The organism is Bacillus fungorum (assembly GCF_002746455.1).
Classification (GTDB): Bacteria; Bacillota; Bacilli; order Bacillales; family Bacillaceae_G; genus Bacillus_A; species Bacillus_A fungorum.
Genome location: NZ_NWUW01000002.1, coordinates 297,257 through 321,798, shown reverse-complemented (window position 1 = coordinate 321,798; position 24,542 = coordinate 297,257). Strand labels below are relative to the sequence as shown.

At 33.7% G+C, this 24,542-nt stretch carries 24 protein-coding genes and 1 pseudogene; 6 read left to right on the top strand and 19 right to left on the bottom strand.

What is annotated here, in order from left to right; all coding sequences use genetic code 11:
* Positions 1 to 83: 83 nt before the first annotated feature.
* The gene (locus tag CO726_RS04365; protein WP_099683415.1) at positions 84 to 1,229 is read left to right on the top strand and encodes a M20 peptidase aminoacylase family protein; all 1,146 of its coding nucleotides are present in this window, start codon (positions 84 to 86) and stop codon (positions 1,227 to 1,229) included.
* A gap of 36 nt (positions 1,230 to 1,265) precedes the next feature.
* Here CO726_RS04365 and CO726_RS04360 read toward each other — a convergent pair whose 3' ends face one another.
* From CO726_RS04360 to alsR, 4 genes are all read right to left on the bottom strand, one after another.
* Positions 1,266 to 2,210, bottom strand: a complete 945-nt coding sequence (locus CO726_RS04360) for an ABC transporter permease (protein ID WP_099683414.1) — start codon at positions 2,208 to 2,210, stop codon at positions 1,266 to 1,268.
* Positions 2,203 to 3,114 (bottom strand): ABC transporter ATP-binding protein, encoded by a 912-nt coding sequence (locus CO726_RS04355; RefSeq protein ID WP_136699353.1) that lies wholly within the window; start codon positions 3,112 to 3,114, stop codon positions 2,203 to 2,205. Before CO726_RS04355 ends, CO726_RS04360 begins: the two co-directional genes overlap by 8 nt.
* A gap of 90 nt (positions 3,115 to 3,204) precedes the next feature.
* The gene (locus CO726_RS04350; RefSeq protein WP_099683412.1) at positions 3,205 to 3,780 is read right to left on the bottom strand and encodes an FtsX-like permease family protein; all 576 of its coding nucleotides are present in this window, start codon (positions 3,778 to 3,780) and stop codon (positions 3,205 to 3,207) included.
* A gap of 231 nt (positions 3,781 to 4,011) precedes the next feature.
* A complete protein-coding gene (gene alsR / locus CO726_RS04345) occupies positions 4,012 to 4,917 on the bottom strand; it encodes an acetoin biosynthesis transcriptional regulator AlsR (protein ID WP_000423226.1) in 906 nt (301 codons plus the stop codon).
* A gap of 152 nt (positions 4,918 to 5,069) precedes the next feature.
* On the opposite strand from alsR, the gene CO726_RS04340 reads away from it, so the two are divergent.
* Both CO726_RS04340 and CO726_RS04335 read left to right on the top strand, forming a co-directional pair.
* Positions 5,070 to 5,435: a CidA/LrgA family holin-like protein gene (locus CO726_RS04340; protein ID WP_099683411.1), complete on the top strand. Its 366-nt coding sequence runs from the start codon at positions 5,070 to 5,072 to the stop codon at positions 5,433 to 5,435.
* The gene (locus tag CO726_RS04335; protein ID WP_098760037.1) at positions 5,432 to 6,109 is read left to right on the top strand and encodes an LrgB family protein; all 678 of its coding nucleotides are present in this window, start codon (positions 5,432 to 5,434) and stop codon (positions 6,107 to 6,109) included. The genes CO726_RS04340 and CO726_RS04335 overlap by 4 nt, the downstream gene beginning before the upstream one ends.
* A 12-nt stretch (positions 6,110 to 6,121) precedes the next feature.
* Here the strand turns inward: CO726_RS04335 and CO726_RS04330 are convergent, their stop codons facing one another.
* Positions 6,122 to 6,535, bottom strand: a complete 414-nt coding sequence (locus CO726_RS04330; protein WP_000442971.1) for an NUDIX hydrolase — start codon at positions 6,533 to 6,535, stop codon at positions 6,122 to 6,124.
* 141 nt (positions 6,536 to 6,676) lie between these two features.
* On the opposite strand from CO726_RS04330, the gene CO726_RS04325 reads away from it, so the two are divergent.
* Complete coding sequence (locus CO726_RS04325; RefSeq protein WP_000624206.1) at positions 6,677 to 6,877, top strand: DUF3903 domain-containing protein; 201 nt, start codon at positions 6,677 to 6,679, stop codon at positions 6,875 to 6,877.
* A 315-nt stretch (positions 6,878 to 7,192) separates the two neighbouring features.
* On the opposite strand, the gene CO726_RS04320 is transcribed toward CO726_RS04325, so the two are convergent.
* The 10 genes and pseudogenes from CO726_RS04320 to CO726_RS31400 all read right to left on the bottom strand — a co-directional run bounded on the left by CO726_RS04320 (position 7,193) and on the right by CO726_RS31400 (position 17,743).
* Positions 7,193 to 7,948 carry a sulfite exporter TauE/SafE family protein gene (locus CO726_RS04320; protein WP_099683410.1) on the bottom strand — a complete coding sequence of 252 codons (756 nt, stop codon included), beginning with the start codon at positions 7,946 to 7,948 and terminating at the stop codon, positions 7,193 to 7,195.
* 108 nt (positions 7,949 to 8,056) lie between these two features.
* A complete protein-coding gene (locus tag CO726_RS04315; RefSeq protein ID WP_000644411.1) occupies positions 8,057 to 8,203 on the bottom strand; it encodes a BC1881 family protein in 147 nt (48 codons plus the stop codon).
* Between the two features lie 239 nt (positions 8,204 to 8,442).
* Positions 8,443 to 10,170 carry an S-layer homology domain-containing protein gene (locus CO726_RS04310; RefSeq protein WP_099683448.1) on the bottom strand — a complete coding sequence of 576 codons (1,728 nt, stop codon included), beginning with the start codon at positions 10,168 to 10,170 and terminating at the stop codon, positions 8,443 to 8,445.
* Positions 10,171 to 10,386: 216 nt separating this feature from the next.
* A complete protein-coding gene (locus tag CO726_RS04305; RefSeq protein ID WP_099683409.1) occupies positions 10,387 to 10,953 on the bottom strand; it encodes a hypothetical protein in 567 nt (188 codons plus the stop codon).
* A gap of 6 nt (positions 10,954 to 10,959) precedes the next feature.
* Positions 10,960 to 11,979: a nuclease-related domain-containing protein gene (locus CO726_RS04300; protein WP_099683408.1), complete on the bottom strand. Its 1,020-nt coding sequence runs from the start codon at positions 11,977 to 11,979 to the stop codon at positions 10,960 to 10,962.
* Positions 11,980 to 12,117: 138 nt separating this feature from the next.
* Positions 12,118 to 13,167, bottom strand: a complete 1,050-nt coding sequence (locus tag CO726_RS04295; protein WP_099683407.1) for a GH25 family lysozyme — start codon at positions 13,165 to 13,167, stop codon at positions 12,118 to 12,120.
* 132 nt (positions 13,168 to 13,299) lie between these two features.
* Positions 13,300 to 15,063 carry an ABC transporter ATP-binding protein gene (locus CO726_RS04290; protein WP_099683406.1) on the bottom strand — a complete coding sequence of 588 codons (1,764 nt, stop codon included), beginning with the start codon at positions 15,061 to 15,063 and terminating at the stop codon, positions 13,300 to 13,302.
* Complete coding sequence (locus CO726_RS04285) at positions 15,063 to 16,814, bottom strand: ABC transporter ATP-binding protein (RefSeq protein WP_098760030.1); 1,752 nt, start codon at positions 16,812 to 16,814, stop codon at positions 15,063 to 15,065. The genes CO726_RS04290 and CO726_RS04285 overlap by 1 nt, the downstream gene beginning before the upstream one ends.
* 123 nt (positions 16,815 to 16,937) lie before the next feature.
* Positions 16,938 to 17,018: pseudogene (locus tag CO726_RS33110) on the bottom strand (YneF family protein); the annotation flags it as partial.
* 137 nt (positions 17,019 to 17,155) lie between these two features.
* Positions 17,156 to 17,743, bottom strand: coding sequence for a hypothetical protein (locus CO726_RS31400; protein ID WP_000915154.1), 588 nt, complete (start codon positions 17,741 to 17,743; stop codon positions 17,156 to 17,158).
* 233 nt (positions 17,744 to 17,976) lie between these two features.
* On the opposite strand from CO726_RS31400, the gene CO726_RS04275 reads away from it, so the two are divergent.
* Together CO726_RS04275 and CO726_RS32760 are read left to right on the top strand one after the other, a co-directional pair.
* Positions 17,977 to 19,071 (top strand): response regulator aspartate phosphatase, encoded by a 1,095-nt coding sequence (locus tag CO726_RS04275; RefSeq protein ID WP_088328068.1) that lies wholly within the window; start codon positions 17,977 to 17,979, stop codon positions 19,069 to 19,071.
* Complete coding sequence (locus CO726_RS32760) at positions 19,068 to 19,202, top strand: hypothetical protein (RefSeq protein WP_254918733.1); 135 nt, start codon at positions 19,068 to 19,070, stop codon at positions 19,200 to 19,202. The genes CO726_RS04275 and CO726_RS32760 overlap by 4 nt, the downstream gene beginning before the upstream one ends.
* A gap of 719 nt (positions 19,203 to 19,921) precedes the next feature.
* Here the strand turns inward: CO726_RS32760 and CO726_RS04270 are convergent.
* The 4 genes from CO726_RS04270 to CO726_RS04255 all read right to left on the bottom strand — a co-directional run bounded on the left by CO726_RS04270 (position 19,922) and on the right by CO726_RS04255 (position 24,509).
* On the bottom strand, positions 19,922 to 21,301 hold the full coding sequence (locus CO726_RS04270) for a hypothetical protein (protein ID WP_099683404.1): 1,380 nt from the start codon (positions 21,299 to 21,301) through the stop codon (positions 19,922 to 19,924).
* A 16-nt stretch (positions 21,302 to 21,317) separates the two neighbouring features.
* On the bottom strand, positions 21,318 to 22,094 hold the full coding sequence (locus tag CO726_RS04265) for a hypothetical protein (protein ID WP_000460408.1): 777 nt from the start codon (positions 22,092 to 22,094) through the stop codon (positions 21,318 to 21,320).
* Positions 22,095 to 22,595: 501 nt separating this feature from the next.
* Positions 22,596 to 23,996, bottom strand: coding sequence for a phage portal protein (locus tag CO726_RS04260; RefSeq protein ID WP_088328071.1), 1,401 nt, complete (start codon positions 23,994 to 23,996; stop codon positions 22,596 to 22,598).
* A 60-nt stretch (positions 23,997 to 24,056) separates the two neighbouring features.
* Positions 24,057 to 24,509 (bottom strand): hypothetical protein, encoded by a 453-nt coding sequence (locus tag CO726_RS04255; RefSeq protein WP_088328072.1) that lies wholly within the window; start codon positions 24,507 to 24,509, stop codon positions 24,057 to 24,059.
* Positions 24,510 to 24,542 lie beyond the last annotated feature (33 nt).

Below are 24,542 nucleotides of genomic sequence, written 5' to 3'. Positions count from 1 at the left end.
GAGAGGATTTTCATTTGAGAATCCTCTCTTTTATTATTGTATACTTAATGTAAATACTTTATTTAAGAAAGAAGGCATTATAAGTGGCAGCAAATCTAGAGCAATTAACTGAAACCCTAATTTCTATTCGTCGAAATTTACATGAGCATCCAGAACTATCATACGAAGAATTTGAAACGACGAAAGCTATAAAAAATTGGTTAGAAGAGAAAAACATTCCGATTATAAATTCTACTTTAGAAACAGGCGTTATTGCTGAAATTTCGGGGAATAATAACGGACCGCTTATAGCAATCCGTGCTGATATTGATGCCCTTCCTATTCAAGAAGAAACAAATGTGCCGTACGCTTCAAAAATTCACGGTAAAATGCATGCTTGTGGGCATGATTTTCATACAGCTGCTATTATAGGTGCCGCCTATTTATTAAAGGAAAAAGAATCTTCTCTTAGCGGAACTGTACGCTTTATATTCCAGCCAGCTGAAGAAAGTAGTAATGGTGCTTGCAAAGTCATCGAAGCCGGGCATCTACATGGCGTGCAAGCTATTTTCGGAATGCATAATAAACCTGATTTACCAGTAGGTACAATCGGTATTAAAGATGGTCCACTGATGGCCGGAGTTGATCGATTTGAAATTGAAATTCACGGAGTTGGTACACATGCAGCTGTACCAGATGCTGGGGTAGATCCCATTGTCGCGTCCTCTCAAATTGTTATGGCACTCCAAACAATTGTAAGCCGAAATATAAGTTCTTCTCATAATGCCGTTGTTAGCGTTACAAACATCCATTCAGGAAATACGTGGAACGTTATTCCTGAAAAAGCTACGTTGGAAGGAACAGTTCGCACTTTCCAAGCAGGAACACGCGAAAAGATTCCTGCTCTAATGAAACGTATTATTCATGGGGTTTCTGATGCGTTAGGTGTAAAAACAGAATTTCGTTTTTATCCAGGTCCTCCTGCCGTTCATAACGATACATCTCTAACAAACTTATCGACTCAAGTTGCCGAAAAAATGAATTTAAATATCATCTCCCCTACCCCGTCAATGGCCGGAGAAGATTTTTCTTTTTATCAACAAGAAATACCTGGTTCATTCGTCTTTATGGGAACGAGTGGTACACATGAATGGCATCATCCTGCTTTTACAGTAGATGAGCGAGCATTACCTATAAGTGCAGAATACTTCGCTTTGTTAGCTGAAAAAGCCCTTAAACAATTCGCATAAAAAAGGAGCCGTTAAGAATACTTAACGGCTCCTTTTTTAAGTTAAATCACGTTTTAAAAATACTGTATAGGAAATGCTTAAAAATACAAAGAAATACAGTAATAACATACATGATGCAAACGGGAACGTTACTCCATCAATAAAACTTCCATTCTTTGAAATACTGTATAAATCTGTGTTTGCCGGCAATAAATATTTCGCCCAATTGTATCTAGTTGCTGCTAGTAATGCAATATTTCCTGATAATGCAAGAAATAGTGAAATACCAATCGCGCCTCCGCTAGATCTTGTTAGCACAGAAATCATAAATGCGAATGCTGCGTACACAATCGTCGGCAACCACGATAAAATATAATACTTACTAGCCTCTACAAAAATATTTTGTTTTATAATATTTCCATCTTGGAAAATAAACTCGCTCCATGCAGGCTGCTGGAATTTATAAATAACAAGTCCACATAAAGTGGAGAAAATCATATTAAATATAAACAATAACGCTGCAAATATCACAATTGCTAAAAATTTTGCTGTCAAAATTTTAAAGCGACTCGCTGGTCGTATCGTTAAAAATTTATATGTTCCCCAGCTATATTCATTCGCAAAAATTGTACTTGCATACACGAGGATAAACGGGAGCAATATTGGAAATACGATAAAACCTGTATCTCTCATGAAAGAAAGCGGAGAACTGCTTGCCGGTGCTGTATCTGTATCTAAATGCTTCATCTTAAGCTGATATTCCTTTACAAGCTCGTCCCCAGATCGTTCTGCTAAAATAGCTTCTTTTTTCATGCCTAGCTTTTTCTCTATTTCTACAGTTCGTTCTGTATAATCGGCTTTCCATCCTTTTGTTTCCGGTTCTAAATACTTGACCGTAACCCATCCTAATCCGATTATTAATACTGCAATAACTGTAAATGGAATAATCGTTCGCTTTCGCTTAAATATTTTATACAGTTCGTTATACACTAAATTAAACAATATCTTTTCCCCCTGTTAATTCTAAAAATTGCTCTTCTAACGTTTTTCTTTCTTCATATACACGATACACTTGAATATTTTTCTCAAGCAATGTACGAATAACATTTGGGATTTCTTCATCTTTTACATTAATAAGTAGATCATTACCTTTTATTAAAACATCTTGGTCTAACATTTCTGCTGCTTTATTCGCATCATCTACACGTATACGGATTGTCTCCATTTCTTCGCTTTGACTATGCTGAATATTTTGCGTCGCCACATATTCTCCGTGCTGAATAATGATAACTCTGTCACACATTAATTCAACTTCTGAAAGTAAGTGACTAGATACAAGTACCGCTTTTCCTTGTTCATGTGCAATTTTCTTTATGTACATTCTCATTTCATGTATTCCACTAGGATCTAATCCATTCGTTGGTTCATCTAATATCAATACATCTGGATCGTGAATCAGGGCTTGAGCAATTCCTAATCGTTGTCTCATGCCGAGTGAATATGCTTTTACTTTGCGATCGATTACTTGTCCCATCCCTAACAATTTCACGACTTCATCGATACGTTCTTCTGTCACATTACCATTCATGCGTCCGAAATATGTTAAATTCTCATAGCCGCTCAAAAATGGATAAAATTCCGGTGTCTCAATTACTGCTCCGATTTTAGAAGCAGTACTTTCAAATTGCTGTTTTACAGATTGACCATCAATCCAAACTTCTCCCTCTGTCATACGAATCATGCCGACCATCATTCTCATTAAAGTCGTTTTTCCAGCACCATTGGGTCCGAGCAAACCAACTACTTCACCTTTTTTAACTTCGAAACTAATATTTTCTACAAGTGTCTTTGAACCGATTCGCTTCGTTAACCGCTCAACCTTTACAATCGATTGTTCATTTGTCATTCTATACAACCTTTCCTTCCCATTCTTTGTCAAGTCTTTACACTGTAACATGATTATTTTTATGTGTAAAATAGAAAAAGGCATGATTCCTCATGCCTTTTCCTTGAAATGAAATGAATTTTTATCTTGTAAACTTTGAACAAATCGAAAACATTGCACCATCGATAATAGGAAGATAACGATTATAATTACACTAACAACTACTATTGCATATATTGTAATCGGTGCACTATTTCCCCCTTGTATTCCTGCTATTTTCATAAAGATAATCGTAAATAATTTCAAAAATAACATCCCATTAACTAATCCAAAAACAAACGCTGCTCCATAAATAAATAATTGCTCCTGACATAATAAACATAGTACATCATTTCTCTTCCTATTCTCTGCTACATAAGATTTCATTTCTTCTTTCCTCACTTGCAGAAGAGAATAAGTCATTTTATATGTAATAAACGTACATATGAAAATGACTACGATAAACAACGTGTAAAAACACATTTGAAATAAAAGCGTAGTCCCTAATTCCCCAGCAACTACTTCATTAAATTGTAGCGATATCATAAAAAACAAAATCATAGTACTCATAGCAATCCACATAAATTGCTTCATCCTTTTGGTAGCAAATGTTCTTATATTTTTTCTCGCTAACCGACATAAAGACATAAAATTCTTCCCCTACCTTATTACATACGCATTCTATACTACTAGTGTATAAAAATATGACATTTTAAACATCGCACTACAATCGGAATTTCCTCTAAGTCTTTAGTCCTAGAAAACAAAAATGAACATGCTTATCTCTTTAGTATAGAACTAAAAAAAGAACACTAAAGCGGAAAGGCAATTATATTGCCTTTCCGCTTTAGTGTTTAATGAGGTGTACTTTTTAATAACTTAATTAATCTCATCCTCAACTTCTATTCTTTTCTTCTCTCTTGCAATTTTTAAAAACTCTAAAAGCTCTGGATTGCTATTCATTTTTTTGTAAGCTACTGACATTTCTGCAACAAAATTAGAATCATATAGCTCTTTATATACAACTTCTGTTTTATACAATTTATTTGCCGATACAGGTATTACTGTAATTCCAATCCCAGCTGCTACAAGTCCCATAACTGTTTGATACTCCGTTGCTTCTTGCACAATACGCGGGCTAAATCCAACTTCTCTACAAAGAGATAATATTGTATCATACAAAGCTGGCCATACTGGTCTCGTAATAAATACAAACGGTTCATCCCGTAAATCTTCTATATGTATTTCATCTTTTTCTGCAAGTGGATGAGCCTTCGGTAAACATAACGTACAAGATAGTTTTTGAATTGGCTCTAATTCTAATAATTGTGTTGGGATTGGTGGACGCAAAAATCCAATATCAATACGATTATCATGAAGTGCATGCACTTGATCTGGAGTAGATAATTCATGTAATGCAACAGACACCCTCGGAAATTTCTTTCTATACTCCCTTACGATAGATGGTAAAATATCATATATCGCCGCACCTACAAAACCAATTGAAAGTGAGCCCACTTCTCCCCTTTGGGCACTTTGTGCAATCTCTACCGCTTTTTCAATTTGTTCGAACGCTTTTTTTACTTCTTTCAAAAACATTTCTCCAGCTTCTGTTAATTCAACCTTTCTCTTCGTTCTTGAAAATAACATAACTCCCATTTCTTTTTCTAATTGCTGAATTTGTTGACTAAGCGGTGGTTGTGTCATTTGTAAACGAGCAGCCGCTCGTCCAAAGTGTAACTCCTCTGCCACTACAACAAAATATTGCAAATGCCGTAATTCCATTTTGGACACCCTTTTCCATTTCAATTAATACGTCTAATATATTAATAGCATATAATTTATATATTAGACAAATTTTTTGAATGAACGTATAGTAGAAATTGTTAATTCTTTTTTACAATTTTTATGTAAAAAAAGAAAGAGGTGGTTACTGTATGAAATGGTGGAAATTAAGCGGACAAATTTTACTATTATTTTGTTTCGCTTGGACAGGTGAATGGATTGCAAAACAGGCACACCTCCCAGTTCCAGGAAGTATTATCGGTATTTTTTTATTATTAATCTCGTTAAAATTTAACCTAGTGAAAAAAGAGTGGATACAGGACGGTGCAGACTTTTTATTAAAAGAACTTATTTTATTTTTCATTCCTTCTGCAGTCGCTGTCATACGCTACAAAGATACACTATCACAATATGGAATCGATCTCATCTTAATTATTATGATTAGTACACTTTGTGTCACTCTCGTTACAGGACTCTTAACAGAATTGCTACTAAAGCGGAAAGGATCAGCACAATGATCGGCTTTCTTTGTTTACTATTAACACTATTCACATATTGGATATCAAAGAAAATGTATCAACGCTGGAATTGGAGCCTACTTTCTCCTCTTCTCATCTGTCCAATTATTTTAATTGCTTTATTACTCGGACTAGACACACCTTATGAAACATATGAAACAGGTGGTCAATGGTTAACAGAATTATTAAAACCTGCAACAGTTGCTTTTGCATGGCCAATCTATAAATACTTTGATTTATTAAAAAAACATGGGATGGCTATCTTACTTAATGTCATTGTCGGTTCGTTTTTATCCGTTATTACTTCAGCACTACTAGCAAATTATTTTCAAATTGATTCAACACTAGAACATAGTTTAGCACCTCATATTGTAACGACTCCAATTGCAATGGCTATTTCAGAAATGATTGGTGGTATGTCACAATTAACAGCGGTGTTTGTTGTTTTAACTGCTTTAACAGGAGCATTGCTCGGACCTTCTCTTATTCGTATATGCCGTATTAAAACAGCAATTGCAAAAGGTATTATGTTAGGAACGAGCGCAAATGGAACCGGTACATCAAAAGCTTTCGAAATTGGTCCTGTAGAAGGAACGATTGCAAGTTTATCTATGCTTTTAACTGCAGGAGCTAGTTTAGTTATCGTTCCGCTTTTCTTATCGTGGATACATTGAAAAAGCAAGTGTTTAAACACTCGCTTTTTTATTTATGTATTTGTTTAAAATCTCATAATCCTCCGGGAAAGATAACGTTAATTCCTTCATTTCATCTATCCTCTTCCAAGCAATTTCATGTATTAACTCATCAGGATCTTGGATTTTCATACTACCGCCTATTTTTTTTACGACATAATAATGAACGTATACAGGAACCCCATATGTAATACCTTCTTTTTCGTATATTTTACTTACAACTTCCACATTGTAACCTGTTTCTTCCCAAACTTCTCGGATACAACATTCCTCTAGTGTTTCTCCTTTTTCAAGTCCTCCACTTGGGACGGACCACCTTTTTTCTTCACCCTTTTGTCCTTGCAATACCATTAAAACTTCATTTCTTTCATTTACACATACTGCTGCACAACCTATCCATCTTTCCATATACATCCCTCCCCTACTACTATTCGTCTCCTTTTTTATTTTCTCCTTGAAAAAAGAGGAAAAAAGGAAAACGATGACGAAAGCTTACATCAACTTCATAGACAATCCCTTCTTAGAAATTAAAAACGGAAGGATGAAAATATGATTTCTAAATATGTTGTGGAATGTGTCTTTTGTGAAGAAAATCGAAAACCTCGCCAAGCTATCGTCACGGTTCCTGCCACTACTCAGCTACTAGCCATTGAAAAAGTGCGTGCAGAATGTAAACGTCGTTTCGGAAAAGCTTTATTATTACAAACCGAAATTAAAGAAGAACTAGTTTTTGAACAAAAAGAAAGCTGACCATCAATTGGCCAGCTTTCTTATCCGATCATATTTTCACATGAAGATTAGGGGCATCCTCTTTGAGGATCGGGATTTTCCCATTATGTACGTTCCATAATGGTCATCGAACAATATATTTCTATACAATTAAATATTGAATAGAATAGGGCAAAACTTGTTCGCATTTTTAGAAAAGGGATAGGGATATAATTCAAGTAGTACTTCGAATACTCGAACTTTATACTCATTATATTAAAACAAATCCTTTTATATGGGAAATATGAATTACTTACATAATTCATTCGTAAAACATATTAGTTTGCTATATTATTTTTATTCCATTAATAACATACATCCAGCGAAAACTGGTGTCATAATCATTGAAAACTTCAAAAGCATACGTGGTGCATAATTTGTAAACTTCGCACCGATATAAGCTCCTAACATCGTCCCAATTAATACTTGCAATAATAATATATAATCTAGATATCCTTCTGAACTATATCCTAACCCACCCCCAATCGCAATCGGCAATATAACAAGCATTGTTGTTCCTACAGATTGCTGAATCGTCAATCCTAATAGAACCATTAATCCAAGTTGAATAAATGGTGCAGAACCAATCCCGAATGAACCAGCCATCATTCCAGTGACTAATCCAAGACATATACATTTCATTATGTTTTCTTTCGAAATATCTTTAATTTCTGCTAAAAGTAATTCTTCCCTATTTTTAAACTTAATTAATTTAATACACATAAAAATTGCAGATAAAAATAGCATTCCAGCTGTAAACCAATGAAGAAGATACGGTGGTATAAGTGAACCAATTTTGGAACCGATATAAGAACCCAGTGCTCCACATCCACCAACAATCCCGCCTATAGTAAATACAACATTTCCTTCACGATAATGACTTATAACCCCAGATAATGTCGTAAATGCCATGGCAGTTAAAGACGTTGCAAGCGCAACGTGAATAGGAATATGGAATACTAAAGTGAGTATTGCGATAATAAAACCAGCTCCCCCTGCTCCAACAAATCCTAATAAAACCCCCATTACTAACATCGTTATAATAATTGCCACATACTCTCCCTCCAGTAATCCAATTATCCATCATATTCCTCCTTGCATACAAATAAAAAGCGCCCTGGACGGATGCTTTTTATACTTTTCAAAATTGATACTATGTACTTAATCTTGATTAATCAAAATAACCGCAGGGCCAGCAACTACTACCCCAGCTACTTCTATCTTTTCAAATTCCTTTACTGTAATAGATATAACGCCTTCTCTTTCCATCAATTCTTTACTCAGGACATCAGTCGGTATTGCTTTCACCGTCTTACCTCCTTTTTATTTATACAATATGATAATGTGAAACTTTAATCAGTAAGGGTTTGATCCATTCCACACTGATTATAATCGGGCCGTTCGTTTATGCACGATAAAAACAACCCAATGCATCTATATATATGCATCACCTCCGCTTTCATTCCTTATTCCACTCAATTTCCTTCCCTCCCTTTCGTAACATATTGAAAAATAAAAAAGCACTCGCAAAAGCGAATGCATTTTCATTATTTACTTTCTATTACTTTTAACATTCTATTAATAAATGCCGCCGATTCCCCACGCGTTGCAGAACCTTTCGGCATAAATTCATTATTTTCATTTCCTTTTACAATACCTAATCCATAAACACGTTGTACAGCTTGTTTATCATATGCTAAATTTTGATCCGAGAATGGTAACGGAACTAAGTTACCTTTAATTTTTTTATATTGCAGTGCACGGTCAATCATGATAACAGCTTCATCTCGTTTAATTGTATCATTTGGAGCAAATGCCCCATTTCCTCTACCACTTATTATCCCGGCACTTGCTGCACGATAAATACCATCTATTAACGATGAATGTGCTGTATTTAAGTCATTAAAATTCGATGACCCTTCAGGTAACTGCAATGATCTTGATATTAAATTCGCAAATTCACCACGTGTTACAAGACGCTCTGGCCAATAAGAACCTTTTCCATCCCCAACCATAATACCGCGTTTATCTAATTCACGAATGTCTGCTTCATACCAACCACCTGTTATATCATCTTTATGGTTCGCATCATAATAAACTTTTGTTCCTTGTAAGAATGGTTCCCACGCATTATTTTTAATCATAATAGCCGGACAATTCTTCCCACTCCAAAATTGATGCTTCTTCACATTTTCTAAAGGAATATGTAATTCTCCCATTAAATAAGCTGTTAATTTACGAGCATTTTCAACAGCTTTATTATAATCACCATCTTCGTTTACAGCAATTTCAATCGCAATTGATTCTCGATTTCCAGTTCCTTCTGCTCCATCTCCAGCATGCCAAGCATTTTCGTTTAATGGAAGGTGTTGATAAATCTCTTTATCGTCTACCGTAAAATGCCAAGACGCTGAGCGATCTTCCGTTCCCGTTGCTTGGTTATATAAATATAATGCATGGTTTCTAGCATTTGCCCCAACACTGTAATTATCTGTCTCATGAATCGTAATATATTTCGGCTTCATCGCATAACCTGGACGAATATTTTCATTTCCTTTCGGTACAATCATTTCTTTTAAAGTTACACCATAAATATCCGTTGTTTTCTCTTCTATTGGTGCAGCGTACATAACTGCTGCACGTTTTGTACGTGTTGGTGTTGTGTCTTGAATAAGCGAAGATTTTGTTCCTTCAAACTTTGCTGAAGGTGAATGAATCCATTTCATCTCATTATTTATTTTGACTTGGAACCATTCTCCTGCTTGTCCAATTACCTGAATAGTTTGTGGCTCCAACACATTTTCTTCTTTGTATGAAGTAAATGGTTCAGAGTAAGTAGAGGTTTCTTCATTAATAACTAACTTTTCACTTAATAATGGGTGAATTTCTTTAACCTCTATATTCCCATCACTATTTTGTATCCATCCCGTTCCCGATGAAGTTTGAACGTAGTAAGCGTTCCCTTTTCTCTTCTCAGCCTTTACGACTTGATTAGAAATACGAACCCCTGTCTCTTTTTGAAAATTACTAGAATCGTATAAAGGTACTTCTTTCACTATATGTACAAGAAAATCACCTTGTACTTCATTTTTTACTCCTTTATCTTCTCCTCGACCATCTTCATCCTTCATATGGTTTTCAATACTTTTTAAAGCTTGTTCATCAGGTGAAACTGTAACAGTTTTTTCAAGCTCGTTAGCATAGGAATAATTCGGAATCGTTACCATACTAAATACAATTGATGCAGCTAAAACATTATAAAATCCTTTTTTCATCATAATACTTAACACGCATATCATTAAATCCGTGTTAAAATTCCCCTCCTCAACCAAAATATAGGCTATCTACTAAACTATTAAACAACATAACCATTTACAATATAACAGACTCATTCCAATTCGTATAGATAGGAATGACTACTATTTTCCTGTATTTACTATATTGGAATATAAAAAAGAAGCTATAATATATTAGCTTCTCTCTACGTTTATTTAATCGTTATGCACCTTATATTCCACAACTTTACCATCTCTATCAAATTGTAAAACAAGCTGTTCACTATCTATCGAAATAAAACCACGTTCAGCTCCAAGATAGTACGAAGTGATAACCCCGTCTTCTCCATTTCTTGTTTGAGTAGGCTCTCCTAATAATTTTATAATTTCTTCATTTGATTTCCCTGTTAATTTATATTTTTGCAATAAATCTTCTACCATGTGTACCCGTTTTTCTTCAACATTTAACCACCGCTCTTGATTAAACTTGGAAGTGTATTTATTCATACTTAATTGCCATGTGCACACTATTAACGGAATAAGCGCTACTACTAATACCCCCGACATTTGCTTCTTTTCTTCATTACGATTTTTAGAAACATATAAGATAGATTTTTGAATTATAATTAATACCACAAATGGCATGACTACTACAAAAATACTCGTTACACTTAATGACGTATGAGCCATATCAATAATGAAAATAAACACAAGATACATTAGTATATACAAACAAAAATAAATATACAAAATCCCCCTCAATATAGCACTCAGATAGCCCACCTCTTTTTAATTCATTCTATAATTCATCCGGCTAATAATTTCTCGAAGTTTTTCTAAATCTTGATTTGTATAAATTACTTTCCCTGTTAAAATCTCATTTCTGAAGAACGTTACAATTTGCTCTCTATCTTTTAATCTCGGCGTTTTTTCTTTAGAAAGATCTAGCACTTCTTTTCCACTCTCATTATAAAAATATACAATCGATTTTACGTTTTCTTTTACAATATCAACTTGCATTTCTTTCAAACAATTGTATAGCATATGAGATAGTTTCTTCGCCCTATATACTGGATTCCCTTCATTTTTCACTTGCATCATTAATGAATCTTCACCTGTAATACATTCAAGTGTCTCTTCTTTCTCTACTTCTTGTTGATACTTGCCAATTTCATCAATCATAAATGAATATATACTAGCATTTTCTTTCGTTAAGCCATGAATTAATTTCCCTGTCCATTCTTTCGTCTCAAGTAGATACATGCCCGTTTTACTTAAAACAAGATGATGAATTCGAAAATCATTTCCTCCATGCTCATTCCTTATAAAAACATTCGGCATAATATGAAATTCATTATCTAGTATTATGCCTTGCTCTACGAAGCCACGCTTCATATAATGTAATGTTTCGTGTGTATTCACTTCAGCTCCATTTTTCGTATACTCTCGCAAATCTGAAATTAACTTTTGAAACATATGTATTTCGTTACTATGTTTTTCTTGCATTTCACTGCGTTCTTTACTATGCTGTACAGCTAATTGATTTTTCATCATACGCATATTTTCAAGTTCTCTAGCTGCATTTATTTGTAAATCATTGTATTTCTTCTGTTCCATATTTTTCAATGTATTTTGTTGTTCTTTATGCTCTGTAACCGTAGCTGCAATTTCATTTTCGTACGTTTCAATCGCTTGTTTCTTTTCAAATTCTACTTGCTGACTCTCTGATTCTAGCTGTTTATTTTTATAAAACAGTACAAACACTACAGCTAATAATATTAAAACGACACCTATTAGCACATAATCCATATTTTTACTCCTTTATCTCATTTTTAATTATTTTTTATAATCATCCATTATATTATACTATGCTTTCAATATGCACTTTGTAAAAATTACATATTTATAATAATAGGTATCTCAGGAGAGATACCTTTTACGTTCATTTTATTGTACACCATACTGAATATAACTTGAATCATAGTATATCCAGCTATTTCCTCCTAAACCAAGCCAACCATCTTGCTTACACCATACTCGATATGCCTCACCATGATGTAATTGTCTTATAACATTTCCATTTAATGATGGAGCATCTCTCAGATTCACATTATCACCAGTAATAGTCGCCACATAATGTTTATACTGAATGTAACTTGGATCATAGTATATCCATTCGCTTCCACCTAAAGCAAGCCAGCTATCTTGTTCGTCCAAAACTTCATACGATTCTCCTCTATTTAGCTGGCGGATTACACTAGATTGTAAAGTTGGGCCACTCCGTAAATTTACATTATCGCCATTAATTACAGCAACGCCGTACACTGCAGTAGCAGTACTAGGTGGGAAAACATTTCCACCACCATTTGTTCCATTTCCTTGCAAAGCTTCTAATGAAACCGCCGCCGATACATCACAATTTCCTACTACACCTGAAATTCGACCAGAATCTGTGTATTGCCACGCTGTCCACTCTGTCCATCCACCAGCATCAGCAGGCGGCGTACTAGAGTATTTAGAAATCCAAAGTGGCATATCACTTAACCCATTAATTCCAAACTCATTTATATACCAAATTCCTGTATATAACATTACATCTTTTCCAGTAGTCTGTTTCACATAATTTATGAAACTTCTTGCCCAATTAGATATAGCAGTACCAGTTAAATTACTATTACTCGGATCTATCGGGGATTCTAAATCTAGAACTGGCATTAAGTCTGTCTGATTGCTTTGTAATATGTTCACAAAATGTTTCGCTTCTGAAATTGCATCATTTAGTTCTGGATGTGCAAAATGGTATGCACCGATTAATACATTCGCATTTCGCGCGGCTTGTACATTTTGAACCAAAGTAGGATCAAGATAATTCACACCTTCTGTCGCTTTTGCATACGCCGCTGAAATACCGGATCCCTTCACTGCATTCCAATCAATATTCCCTTCCCAATGAGAAACATCGATAAACGTAATATTTGAACTAGATCTATCTTGCATATAAAAGCTCCTATCAATTTTTTTCATTTCGTATACATACAATATGTACAACTTTAATAAAGGGTCACGACATTTATACTATAGAAATAAAGAGCAAACATATTTTATAAACAAAGTAAAAAAGCCTTGTAATTACAAGGCTTTTTGTAAATTCCCTTTATTTTGGAGTAAATACATATTATAGTACAATCCTTGTTCACTCAGTAATTCTTGATGTGTTCCTCTTTCTACTATTTCTCCATCATGCATAACAAAAATTTGATCTGCATCTTGAATTGTAGATAATCTGTGTGCAATCGCTATCGTCGTTCTCCCTTTTCGCATTTGCTGTAATGCTGTTTGGATCGCATCTTCTGTTTCTGTATCAATATTAGCTGTTGCTTCATCCAATACTAATACTTTCGGATTCGTTGCTATCGTTCTAGCAAAAGCAATTAATTGTCGTTGACCGCTAGAAAAGGCAGCTCCTCTTTCTACTACTTCCGTTTCATACTGCTCTGGTAATTTTTCAATAAACGTATTCGCTTGCACAAATTGTGCCGCTTCTTTAACTTCTTCATCCGTAATTCCTTCATTATACATACGAATATTTTGTTTTACATTTCCAGCAAATAAAAATGCATCTTGCAATACGAGTCCTATTTTCTTTCTAATTTCTTGTTCTTCAAATTTCTCTAAATCTACACCATCTATTACAATATTTCCGGAATTAATATTATAAAATCGCATTAACAAATTCATAATGGTACTTTTCCCGCTACCAGTGTGCCCAACGAAAGCAACTGTTTGCCCTTGTTTCACGTGAAAAGATACATTTTTTAAAACATCACGTTTTCCATCATACGAAAAAGTAACATTTTTAAATTCAATTTCTCCATTAACGACTTGAGGATTTCCATCTCCTTGTTGAACTGGCGCTAAGTCTTTCTCGTCCATTAAGTGAAATACACGTGATGATGAAACAAGTGCCTGTTGGAAAAATGATAATTTCATCATCATCTCATTTACAGGCTGGAAGAAACGATGTATATAGTTAACAAACGCATATAGAACCCCTACTTCAACAGGACTCTTCAAAGCATCAATTCCAAATAAACCAAGTACTAATGCAATGGCTATAATATGAACTAAATCCGTTGCTGGGCGTAAAAGTAACGCGTCTAACTTTAACGTCCGTCTCCCTGCACTATAATGTTTATTATTCACTTCTTCAAACTCTTTTCTCATACGCTTTTCTTGTCTGAACACTTGAACAATATTCATTCCTTGAATGGACTCATTTAACTTTGCATTTAACACGCTTAATTGATTACGCACTTCTAAATAAAAAACCGCACTTTTCCGGCGATATAGCACCATGATCGCAAACATGATGGGAATTAATACGAGAGAAAATAGAGCTAATTTTACATTTAATAAAAACATTGCTACTAAAATACCTATTAAAAAGACTACATTTTTGACAAATGTGGATAACACACTGACATAAAAATCTTTTATTGCTTCCGTATCATTCGTTATGCGCGATACGAGCGTACCGATCGGCGTACGATCAAAGAAACTTAATGACAACTTTTGAACATGATCATATACTTCAACACGCATATCTTGAACAATTTTAAAAGCGATATTTTGAAAATACAATAAGTCTAAATAAGTAAATAATACTTTTAATAAGTGAGCAATAAGGTACACTACAAATAGCGTAACCAGTGCTGATTGATCAAAGTTACGTGGTACTAAGTGTTCATCAAGAAATTGTTTAATTAAAAAAGGACCCATCATTTCAGTTACAGTTGCACCAACTAAAAAGATAAACGCTAAAGATAGCAATCCTTTATATGGCTTCATATAAGAAAGTAATCTACTTAAATCACTTCGCTTCTTCTCTGTCATCATACGCCTCCTTTCTCAACTAATGCTTCTAATTGCTGGCTCTCATACATTTCTTTATACCAACCGTTTTCTTCCATTAATTGCTCATGTGTACCTCGTTGCACAATTCTGCCTTCATCCACAACAAGAATAAGATTAGCATGCTGAATTGCACTTAAACGATGAGCAGTAATAATCGTTGTTTTCCCTGCTCTTTCCCTCTTTAATGCATTTAAAATCGTTTCTTCTGTTTTTGCATCTACCGCTGATAAACAGTCATCCAAAATTAAAATTTCGGCATCTGTTAATAAAGCACGTGCAATAGAAATTCTCTGTTTTTGGCCTCCAGATAACGAAACACCTCTTTCTCCTACTACTGTTTCATACCCTTCTGAAAACTGGAGAATGTCATTATGAATACAAGCGATTTCTGCAGCACGGGTAATTTCATTATATGTAGCATCCGCCTTTCCGAAGGCAATATTCTCCCCAATACTTGCTGAAAATAAAAAATGATCTTGCGGCACATATGAAATGGCAGAACGAACACCGTAAAGTGTTACATCGCGAATATCCCGTTCCCCAACTTTTAATTCACCATTAAAATGATCATACTCACGGATTAAACATTTTAATAACGTCGTTTTCCCCGCACCTGTACGGCCCACAACTCCTAGTGTTTCACCCTTCTTCAAATCAAAATGAACATCTATTAGCTGTAACAGTTCATTTTTCTTATATGAAAATGAATCCACTGCAAATGTAACATCACCGCTTGCTACTTTATGGACAGCATCTTCTCTATTTACTACATCTGATTTTTGCGAGAGAATTTTTTCTACACGGTCATACGAAGCACGCCCACGCTCCATAATGTTGAACAACCATCCAAACGCTAGCATTGGCCAAACAAGTGTACCTAAATACGTTGTAAATGTAACGAGGTCCCCTACAGTTAATTCTCCTCTCACAACCAATACTGACCCGTAACATACTGCAATTAAAAAAGAAAATCCAACGATAAGAGAGATTGTCGGATCAAACAACGAATCGATACGCGCGACTAACATATTTTTATGTACGACATCTTCTGACTTTTTTCGAAATGCTTGTAAATCTTCTTTCTCTTGTCCAAGTGATCGAATTACCTTCATCCCACTCATACTCTCTTGCACTTTATCATTGATTTCCGAAAACGATTGCTGCGCTTTATGAAACCTTTTATGTAATAACGTTCCATAATAATTTGTTGAAATTGCTACAATCGGCATTGGAATTAAGCTTAACATTGTTAACTTCCAACTAATCGTAAATCCCATCGCTACGAGTACACATCCCCCAACCGCCAATGAGTCAACAAGCGTTAAAACACCCGATCCAGCAGTTTGTTGAATCGCCTGAATATCATTCGTCGCATGCGCCATCAAATCGCCCGTACGACGTGATTGATAAAAAGATGGGCTCATCTTTGTAAAATGTTCATATAAATTCTTTCGTAATTGACGGGCTAACTTTAACGAAGATCCAAAAATCATAATACGCCATAAATAACGTAATATGTACATAGTAATCCCTACAACTACTAACAAAATAACCCACTTCAACAATTTTTCGGACGTTAATGTTCCATTATTAATTTCATCTACTACAATACCTAGTACTTTCGGAGCTACAAGTTCAAGAAGCGCGACACCAAATAACATAATAATTCCAATTATGTACGCTCGTTTTTCTTGCTTAAAAAACCACGCTAAATTAATAAATACCTTCATTCTTCTCCTCCTCCCTTAAAATGAGCGATGTTTTCAGTTTACCAAAAATACAGAATTTTTAAAAGTTTTAAACTCTATAACTAACAAAAAGAAAAGACACTCTTAGCGAGTGTCTTTTAGCGCTTATTTCATTTGTTGCTTGTTCATCGCGCTCATCATTTGATTGATTTTCTTTTGGGAAGGTTTTTGTCCCATTTGCATCAAAAACCTTATATATCAAGGTTTGACGACTGTTTTCCGCCACTTTTTCTGTTAAGAAAAATATAGCACATCTTCATTTACCTTGTCTATAAAATTCAAGTATCTTATACATAAGTGGTTTATCATTCATCTATTCTTTATTATTTTGGGTCTGGAACGCTCGCTAGGTCATTACCATATTTATCAAACAAACCTTTAGATTTATGTCTTAATTCTAATCCTTCTTTCATTTTATCTGAATTTGTTTCATTAACTGCTTGCAATATTTTTGTCCCACTATCCATCATTACTTCATAACTTTTTATTAATGTTTCATGATGTTGTTTATATGCATCTGGAATATATTGTTGTGGGTATGTTTTTAATGTATCATAATCATTTCCAATTGCTTTGTATCCATTTATTATAGCATCTTTCCACTTACTATCCCCAAACAACGCTGGATTAGATTCTGCTTGATTTAGTAACTTTTGAATAATATCATTTGCCATTGCAGTTTTATCCATAATGATAATAATATTATCAACATATTTTTTTCTCTTCTCTTTCTCATCTTCAACTGAACTAACTTTCGGTTCTTCTTTAACTTGTTCAACTTTAGTTTCTTCTACCTTTTCTTCTACTTTTGGTTCTTCATTTTTAGTTTCTTCTTTGACTGTATCTGTCTTTGACGAACATCCAGCCACTAATGCCACTATCAATAGCGTAACTCCCCATTTTTTCAACATTTACTTATCCCTCTCCCTTTATAAATTCCACACTGTCACTAATAAAAATATCATATTTTTCCATACACATAAACTTCCTATTATGTACTATTTAAAATGATTTTATATTACCTTCACTAACAAAAAACAGAATTTTCTGTTTTTTATTGAAAAATAATTAGGTATAATATCTATTATATTCTATTCTTGCTATCATTATTTATAAGAATCTATAAAAAACAAAGGAGGATATCATGAACGTTCAAACAAAGGGGAATGAACAGATTACAAAGTTATTAGATAACTGGTATATAGAAATTAGAAAAAGAAATTTAGATAATGCAAAGCAACTAAAAAAGGAAATCAATAAAAACATTGCCAGTGTAAAAGACGATAAAAATGTACTTTTATACCACTCCTTATTGAAATTCCGTTATCAATACTTGATGGATAGTTTAAGTATTGGCAAAGATAGTTTTAAAGAAATAGAATCTTTTGATATACCAACAGATGAAACTTTATTATATTATTACCATTTTTTCAAGGCAATGCACGCAAACATAACTGGTGATTATAATTTAGCAAAAGAACATTATGAAAAAGCCGAAATTAAATTAAAACAAATCCCAGACCAACTTGAACAAGCAGAATTTTATTTTAAACTTTCTACCTTTAGTTGTCATAACCAACAATATATTTTAGCACTTAAACAGGTATCTAAGGCAAAAGAGATTTTTTCTAAATACAATGGTTATGAATTAAACATTGGTTACTGTAATAATCTTTACGGATTAGCATGTATACATTTGAAAGAATATGAATTAGCAGAAGAATGTCTTATCTCTGCATTGGATATATTCCAAAAACAACATGAAGAACAAGCAACCTTATACGTTCGACATAACTTAGGTTTTATGTATGCAAATCAAAACCTTTCAGAATTAGCAATTCGCTATTTATCCGAAGTAACTGAAAAAATGCCGGCAAACTATAGAGCAATTTTAATTGAAGCATGTGAACAAGCAAAAATTAATAATAAAGAAAAAGCATTAGAACTTTTGAAAACAGGTTTAGAAATCAGTTTAGAATTAAAAAATCAGGAATACCAACATCGCTTTAATATCTTACTAGCGATAAACAATGAGGTTTCTGGAGAACAATTAGAATCAATAATACTAGCAGGAATGCTCTATTTTGAAAAAGAAAACCTATACGAGTACATTCATGAATATAATGAAAAATTAGCAGTAAAATTTTATCACGAAGGAAATCACTTAAAAGCAAGTAAATATTTCTATCTAAGTTCAAATGCAAGAGAAAAAATTAATGATAAGGGGGCATTAAAATGAAAAAAGTAATAATTAGTTTAATGGGAATTATGACTGCACTAACATTAACATTTGGTGTACTTGATTCTAAAGATACACATCAAACTATTTATACTGTAAAACAAATGTCAGATGGTCATACTGGTGGTTAATAGGTTGAATTAAAAGGGTGGTTATAAAATAGATAACCACCCTTTTTTATTTTCATACTTCTTTAAAATCTTTAATTAAATAATTTATTTCGCTTAAAATATCTTTTAAAGTTCATTTAAATCATTTTTTATTATGTAAAAGAACGGGCGAAGCCCCACCGAACGAAGTGAGGTAATGAGCCGAAGGCGAACGGGAGAGCGTTAGCGAAAGAAAGATAGGGGGAGCGCTAGCGACCTTCCTTTTATACTATCTATTCTTTTTACTATCTATTTTCTATACCTATCGCTTTTTGTCCATTTTTGTTCATTTTTTGATATAGGTCTTATCACTTTTCGTCCTAAAATGGACATTTTCTGATGAACTAATTTCGCTTTTTGACCAAAACAGGACAAAAAATGATACCCCATTGCAGTTTAAGCAATCATTTTAACACTACAAAGTGTCTAAGAGGGTGTCAAGATTAATAATTAGGTACTTTTGAGACAGGATAAAAACCTTTGTTATCAAGGGGTTTCGGATTTTCCTAATTTGCTAACTTTATATATATTAAACCAAATCACGAAAACGAAAATCAAAAAGATTCCCACCTCAAAAACGACCTCTCAAATTTGCTTGTACCAGATTTTAAGAACTAATCCAATACCAAAACATCTAAAACAACTAGAGCGCCATATAAAGAAAAATAAAGGCATATCATGAGATACACCCAATATTTCTATTACCAAGGGTCACCGCTGTCAAAATTATTTTGAACTGTTACATTTCCAAAAAACTTCTCTGAACCTAATTTCTCTATTTCACCATTTATAAAACGTGCACAGATTCTACCAGAATAAGTACCCTCACCTCTGTTAGTCCATTTATAAGACATTACATCTTTATCAAAGTTTAATGAGTAAGAATATGTACCATTACGATATAGATAAAGTGTATAACCAACGAAACCAGAATAGTTTTCAGCATTAACATCTTTACCCCATGTATAAGTAACTATCCCATCTCCATCTTCGGCTACTTCTCCTACTGCTTTAATGTCCATTGGTGATACATTAGTTTCATAGTTGTTAGGTGGTAAAGGTTTAACAGTTTCATCTGTAATTTGAAATTTATTAGATGTCTGTGCTAAACTTCCTTCTTCTACATATGTATTAAATAGAATAGAAACCTTAATAAAATACTCGCCTGCTTGCAAGTTTGTATAATTAATAGAATCAGATATAGTTGTAGTAGTTGAAATCTCCACATTATCTTTTAAAAATACAACCTTATATCCCTCCCATTCACGATACTTAACTTTATTATCATCGTGTGTCCAAGAGAAACTAATCTCTCCAAGGGATGTAGGTGTTTGATTTTTAATATCAAAACCCTTAATTTCACCAACATTGGTTTGTAATCCATTAGGAGCACTAGGTAATGTAGGCGTTACACCTTCACGGTAGTATAAAGAATCATCAATTTGACTTTCCCAATCAGTAGGTCTAGTTTCTCTCCAATAAATTTCATTAACATAATCAGAAAAAGAAGTTGTATTGTCCAAACGACAGGTAATATTTAAATATCCCTTCTTTTCAACAGATACACCGATAATACTATAATTTTTGTTTCCTATAATTATTTGTCCATCGCTTTTACCAACAAGTTTCATAATTTTTCTGGTCAAAGAAGTATCCCTTACAAACACATGAATCTCTGAATCAATTGTAACCATTGATACTGTGCTTTGATAATGCTGTGTGTAATCACTTGTGCGCTGAATAACCGCAGGACATTTCAAAAGATATTTACTTGTTTCATCCACATACTTTAAATTAAATATGATATTGTGCTCACACTGTCTCATAATCCCTTTATAATTTTCCGAACGTGGTACAGTTACTTGATTCCAAATCATCCAATACATGTCGTTATAATAGATGTAATCTCCACGCATCATTGCGAAATTAGTTGAAAGATATTTATCATTAAATTCTCGAGTATCAGTATTTGTAATGATTCCATACTTCTTAGCGCCATTTATAAACACTTCTTGACCCGCTAATGACATCATGTCATTGAATGCATTATATTGCAGTTTAAAAATATTAAATTTATCCATTTTTTATCCTCCTTTCTTATTGAAATAAATTGAAGAAGTTGCTAGGTGCAGAATCTTCATTTGGCATTTGACGAATCTTCTTTTCTAATTGGTCAATTCGTGCTTGCAAATACTTAGCAAAACTGTCAATTGTCATATCATCTTGTCTATAGTTTTTGATTAAGTGTGGTTGGTTTGCAATTGAATTTAAGATTGCTAGTGCAGTCGCATAAATTGCTTTCTTGTTGGCTTTTGACGATGCATTGTAAGTTACGTCACCGTCAACTCCTTCTTCCTCTAAATACACAATTAATTCTTCATACGGCAATTCGATACCACCGATTTCCATTTGTAATCTTTCGATATTATCCATATCTATATTCTCCTTTGTAATTGATTTGTTATATATTAAACATTCATGAGAGTTGCAAACTAATCTGTTAATGTACTCTTGAATGTAAGTTGGTGTATCCAATGGCTCATTGTTATAGAGCCAGATTCCTTCGTATGTAAATACGAATATATGCGTTTTAGCGTTGTGGTGTTCCGTAATGTAAAATCCATTCAGTTTGATTCCATTCACTTCATATCCCATGTTCTCATCATCTTCAAAATGAACAAGAGTTGTATCATATGGAGTAAAGGACAACTCTTGATACAACATGTTTGCAACATATGGATAGATTACTTCATATTGTTCTGTTGTCATTAGTGGACGTTGTTTGATTGGATTTAATGTTAGGTACATTGATTTGATTTTGTTTTCAAGATATAATAGAGATTGACTAGGTAAATTTAGGATAGAATCAAACATCATGGATTCTCCTTTCTGAAAATTTTTTAGGGTGTGTGTTGAGAGGTTGGCTATAGGAGCATTTTGTGAACATGGGGTAAACGCTTTGTTCGACTTCTCACCTTTGGAAACACAAAAAATGAACAATACACGAATAAAGAAGTACCCCCATAATACTAATTATATGGTAGTTTACATAATTAAGGTTATAGGAAGTCCTATCACACGAACATTTATTGACTATTCAGTCGGAATGTTCGTTTTTTGTTTTGCGTTCATCTCCTTCCAAACGCACTTATTCACCAACCCAAAAACGAACAAAAAGGAGTATTTCGAACGTTTGTTCTCTAAATACCTCTCTCAATTTTGTTCGTTTGTTTTTTTGGCTCGGCATGCCCTCGTACACAGGTATTACTTAACAGTGTGTCGCATGAAAGTAATACCTTTACATCACTAAACATTGATATAACAATATTATTACTAACTCACCACACACAATCACAACACTCACATATGTCTCTCTTATCCCTCGACTGCATCCTCTTTCTTAGTTGCAACGTCTGCTTTTACATCCATTGTCTTTGCTTGCTCATACTCATTGACCTTGTCATTGACTTGCTTCTGCTCACTAACTCGTTTCTCACGTTCAAGTATACGCTTCAACTCTAGGTGTTCGTTGCTAACATATGGATTGATTGCAACCAATGACTCCATACTGATTGCACCAACATCATACATCTTAACTAAGTTATCAATGACCTCTGTCTCATTGACTGGTCTTGCATAGTGGAACACCATATCTAACGAATCAATAGCATCTTCATTGTATACCTTACCTTGCTTACCTAACAGCCCCACTACCTTGCTGTTACGTTGCTCTAGTCCCTCTCTTAAGTAACGCTCATTGAGTCCACCCTTCATGTCAGCAAGTTGATACAGCATTCTCATACTCATCTCTGATAAGTTACTTACATCAGAAGCATTTAATGCTACAGCAGGAACACTTGCAATGTTAATCAGTTGTTGCATAAGTGTATTGAAGATTACTTCAAATGCCTTATGATTGACACCATTACTTACCATTTTAAAGTCAGCACCATCATCTAAAGTAATTCCACCACCAACGATATGAGGATTCAGCCCCTCTCCTTTTAGTTGTTGCCCAATAACTACTGGGATTGGATTATGATGTTTATAGAATGAATCACTAAACTTAGATAGTAAATCCTCCATAGCATCAATGATGTTAATAAAGTCATCTAAATCGCTCTTTCCAAATGTCGTGCTCAATTCATTATCTGTTTTATAGTGAATTGGTAAACCACTAACATTTTTATAAGAACCCACAACACGTAAATCCATACCTCCAATTGTTGAATACTTCACTACTTCCTCTTGTGTATAAACAACATAGAAGTCACTCTCTAATGATGTATAATACTCAACAAATGCAATCATATCGTTCTCATCATTATAGATAGGATATCCACATTCTGTCGGAACGACCTTACTGCTCACATTTCCATCATCTTTGATATACACATACTCATATGCGTTACCATACTTAACTAAATTATTTAGCAGGTCGAAGTCAATCTTGTCATAATTACCTTTCTTATACACCCTCTGCATATCTCCAACAATTTTTTCCTCACCAGTAAAAGTTATCGGTTTTTTTAATAGGTAAGTAGTTTCAAGGTTCACAATTAACTTTGCATACTGTAATAAAACTTGTCGTTGTTGATATGGTTTATTATTATAACTTTCTACAACCCTATTTGAGATAGCATGTTTACCATCCAAATATTTTTTCTTTTCAATTGTGTCTAAAATTCTTTTCTGATTTTCAAAATGAGACACCTCATCAACAAACCAGAATTGATTACCATTATGTACGGTTTTTATATAATCTTTTAAATTCATTTCTTTTTCCTTTCCTAAATAAAAAGCACCCTTTAAAAGGATGCTTAAAACATTATTAATTTACTTTCTCCCCTTAGTAGCAAGTGCACCTGCAATAGTAATAACTGCCAACGCTCCAATCTGAAACGCTTTATTATTTTGTATATTATATACAATATCTTTATAGCGAATTTCTTTTCTAATCGCTCTAATCTCATTCATAATTTCTACTCTTTGACTATCAGATAGAGTATCTTTTTCTAGCATTTTATACAACATTCTTTGTTCTTCAATTAAATTGTCAACAACTTTATCAAATGAATGATTTAAATTATCCATATACTGCTTTGCTAGTTCTTGAAAATTAGGTATATTCTTCAACACATTTTCCAGAGTTTCTACTGGTAATTTAGAAAAGTTTTCAACTAACTTTGCGAATGTTTCACCTTTAACAATTTCACTTGGACTATTAACACCAATTTTATTTAGAATCTTTGATAGTTTTATAGCATCCTTTTCATTTTTAGTTTTCATTGTAATCCTCCGATTAACCATAATATGGAAAAA